Below are 3607 nucleotides of genomic sequence, written 5' to 3' on the forward strand. Positions count from 1 at the left end.
CGGCGGCGCCGCCGCGGCCGTGGTGCTGGCGGCCGGTGCCGCCCTGGTGCAGATGACGGCGGGCTACGCGCCGGATCGCGTCGCGCGCGACCGCATCGGCTCCGACGCGGCGGCGGCACGCGCCGACGCGCTGCGGGCGGCGGATGCCGACGCCCTCCTCTCGGCCGAGCTCGTCGCGTGCTTCCGGCTCGCCGGCGACGATCCGCGACGCGCGGAGCGGCTGCTCGGCGCGACGGTGGCAGCCGCCTCCTCGGTCGTCGAGATCGCCCGGCTGGCCGATCCGCTGCTGACGGCGCTGCCGTGGCTGGTCGAGCACGGCGACCCGCGTCTGCTGCCCGACGTCGCCGTCGCGGCCCGGACGCTGGCCGCCGCCCTGCGCTCGTGCCGGACGACCGTGCGCGTCAACACGACGAGCGCCCGTGAGGCCGGAGCGGACGAGGCGGTGCTCGCGGGACTCGCCGCGGCGGCCGAGCGGATGCGGGAGGCCTGTCGCGGCCTGGACCGGCTGGCGGACCAGGCCGACGCCCGGCTCTGACCGCATCCGCTCGACCGACCCCATCTCAGCCGATCGAGATGCTGGTGTCGATGAACTGGTTCGTGTAGAGGTCCTCCGGGTCGATCTGGGTCCCCTCCGGCAGGGTTCCCTGCGCCTCCAGCAGCGGCACGAAGGTGTCGACGATCTCCTGCATCCGGTCCGGGTCGAACTGGCCGAACACGCCCGAGGCGGGGTCGTCGACGACGAGGCCGTCGGAGACCTGCGTCTGCGCCGAGTAGTCGGCGACGCCCTCCGAGTACACCCATCCGGTGTCGTACGCCTCGACGAGCTCGACGATCAGCTCGTTGGTCTCGGTGGGGTCGTCGAGGTAGTCGATCTGCGCCTGCTGCATGATCGGCACCAGCTTCTCCAGGCAGGGCGTGAGCTCCTCGAGCTTGTCGGCGCGCACCGCGAGGGGCTCGGGGTAGATGTTGTAGCCGATGTCCGAGAGCAGCTGGTAGTCGACCGGCTTGTCCCACTCCGAGATCTCGTTCTCGTAGATGTAGGGCTCGGCGGTGGCGAACCCCTGCTGCAGCAGCGACGGGTCGGCGACGAAGCGGGCCGAGGTGCTGTCGTAGGAGGTGTCGGACTTCGAGGCGTCGAGCCCGACGGTCTCCTCCAGGAGCGCGGGGATGATGTCGCCCGAGGTGAGCACGGTCGCGCCGTCCGCGATGACGTCCTCGATGGTCGTCGCGTCCGGATAGGTCGCCGGGTCCCACATCAGGATCTGCGGGCTGTAGGTGAGCTGTGAGGTGACCGCGACGGTCGGCTGGTCGGCGTAGGACGAGATCGCCTCGTCCGTGTTGACCGCGCCCAGGGTGATCGAGTCGTCCAGGTACATGAGCGTCGACACCGGCTGGTAGGAGTAGGTCGGCCCGCCGGGGCGGACCTGCACGTCCACACCGGTGTCGACCCCCTGGGCGATGAGGGAGCCGGTGACGGTGTTGCCCTCCTCGTCGATCGTGTAGTCGGGGCCGACGAGCGAGTACATGGCGCCGTGCTCGGCCTCGGGCTCCCAGTCCTGCTGCAGCACGACGGTGGCCGGGCAGACGTCGGAGAGGTCCAGGGCGCTGCCGGCCTCGGCCGCCGGCAGGCCCGAGTCCTGCGTATCGGAGGTCTCGGTGGCGCCGGAGCTGCAGGAGGTGAGCGCCAGCAGCCCGACGGCTGCGGAGGCGAAGACGATCGCTGTGCGGGTGTGTGTCATGCGGTGCTCCTCGTGGTGTGGGGATGGGTGGTGCAGGTCACTGTGCGGCGCGTCCGTACCACCGGCCGACGATCGCGCGGTCGATCACCGCGAAGAGCGTGAACACCAGCACCCCGAAGACCGCCGTGAGGGTGATCGCCGTGAACAGCGCGTCCATCTGGAGCCTCGTGGTGTAGGTGCGCAGCAGGCCGCCGATGCCGACGGGACCCTGCTGGAAGTAGAAGTCGCCGACGATCGCGCCGATGACCGAGAGCCCCGCGACGTTGCGCAGGCCGGTGAAGATCGCCGGCACCGCGGCGGGGAACTGCAGCTTCGCGAGCCGCTGGAGCCGCGTCGCCTTGTTGAGGGTGAACAGGTCGTGGGCCTGCGGGCTCGCCGACTGCAGCCCGAACAGGGTGTTGGAGATCATCGGGAACACCGAGATGATCACGCAGACGATGATCCGCGACGGGATGCCGTAGGAGAACCAGATGCCGATCAGGGGGACCAGCGCGAGGATCGGGATGGTCTGCAGGATGACCGCGTAGGGGTAGAGGATGCGCTCCACCCACGGTGTCAGCGACATGACGGTCGCCCAGCCGATGCCGATGACGATCGCGAAGACGATGCCGAGCAGGGCGACCTGCGCGGTGAGCCCGAGCGCGGACAGCATCGGGCCGATCAGGTTCGGGTTCGAGAACGCGCTCGGATACACCTCGTGCGGCGGCGGCAGCAGGAACTGCCGCCCCGCCGGCAGCACCCAGTAGCTGACGATGTACCAGGCGGCGAGGATGCCGCCCAGCGCCGCGAGCACGGGCCAGGTGCGCGACCACGCGACGCGGAGCCGGTAGCCGCGGACACGTTCTCCCGGGCGGCGCGGCGGGACCGGCTCGGCGGGAAGGGACACGCTCGCCTCGGCGGCGAGGTCCCGCTCCACGACGGTCACGAGTGCTCTCCCAGCGCTGCCGAGACGCGTCCCGCGATGGCGCCGAACTCCGGCTCGTATCGCAGCTCGGGCGGTCTCGGATACGACCAGGGCACCGGGATGTCCGCGACGATGCGACCGGGTCTCCCGCTCATCACGACGACGCGGCTCGACAGGTAGACGGCCTCCGACACCGAGTGGGTGATGAACATCGCGGCGAAGCCCTTGAGCTGGAACAGGCGCTGCAGCTCGGTCTGCATCCGCAGCCGCGTGATCTCGTCCAGTGCCCCGAACGGCTCGTCGAACAGGGCCAGCTGCGGCTCGGCGACCAGCGCCCGGGCGATCGAGACCCGCATCCGCATGCCGCCGGAGAGGGCGCGCGGATGCTGCTTCTCGAAGCCGTCGAGGCCGACCAGCGCGAGCGCCTCGGCGGCGCGCGTGCGCCGTTCGGCGGCGGGCACGTGCGCGAGCTCGCCGACGAGCTCGACGTTGCGCTGCGCGGAGCGCCACTCGAGCAGGGTGGGCTCCTGGAACACGAAGCTGGTGACGTCGGCGCGGTTGTCGACCTGTCCCTGCGTGGCGGGCTCGAGCGCGGACGCGAGCCGCAGCAGGGTGGACTTGCCGCATCCGGACGGGCCGACGACCGAGACGAACTCGCCCGCCGCGATGTCGAGCGAGACGTCGGTGAGGGCGACGGTGCCGGTGTCGAACCGTTTGGTGACCGCGTCGAAGCGGAGGGTGTGACCGGTCGCGCGGGGCGCGGCGACCGGGGCGGTCTGGACGGTGCTCATCGGCTGGTCTCCTCACGGGACGGGGCGGGACGGGCGGTCACAGTGCCACCGCCGAGGACGGGGTCGGCACGACGCTGACCTCGGTGCGCCGGGTCGCGACCACGCGGCCGGCGCGGACGACGACGCGGTCCGGCGCGCGCTCGGCGACGGCCTCGGCGACCGAGCCCGCCCGC

General features: G+C 71.7%; 4 protein-coding genes. 1 reads left to right on the top strand and 3 read right to left on the bottom strand.

Annotated elements, in window-relative coordinates; all coding sequences use genetic code 11:
• Positions 1-535: cyclodeaminase/cyclohydrolase family protein (locus QM626_RS05820; protein WP_415074929.1), on the top strand; the 535-nt coding region annotated here is incomplete at its 5' end.
• 25 nt (positions 536-560) lie between these two features.
• Here QM626_RS05820 and QM626_RS05825 read toward each other — a convergent pair.
• The 3 genes from QM626_RS05825 to QM626_RS05835 are packed head-to-tail and all read right to left on the bottom strand — an operon-like array spanning position 561 to position 3434.
• Entirely contained in the window at positions 561-1739 is a 1179-nt protein-coding gene (locus QM626_RS05825) for a hypothetical protein (RefSeq protein WP_415074931.1), read from the bottom strand.
• Between the two features lie 37 nt (positions 1740-1776).
• Positions 1777-2664: an ABC transporter permease gene (locus QM626_RS05830; protein WP_415074933.1), complete on the bottom strand. Its 888-nt coding sequence runs from the start codon at positions 2662-2664 to the stop codon at positions 1777-1779.
• A complete protein-coding gene (locus QM626_RS05835) occupies positions 2661-3434 on the bottom strand; it encodes an ABC transporter ATP-binding protein (RefSeq protein WP_415074935.1) in 774 nt (257 codons plus the stop codon). The genes QM626_RS05830 and QM626_RS05835 overlap by 4 nt, the downstream gene beginning before the upstream one ends.
• Between the last annotated feature and the right edge of the window lie 173 nt (positions 3435-3607).

This window comes from Microbacterium sp. (genome assembly GCF_047606385.1).
Lineage (GTDB): Bacteria > Actinomycetota > Actinomycetes > Actinomycetales > Microbacteriaceae > Microbacterium.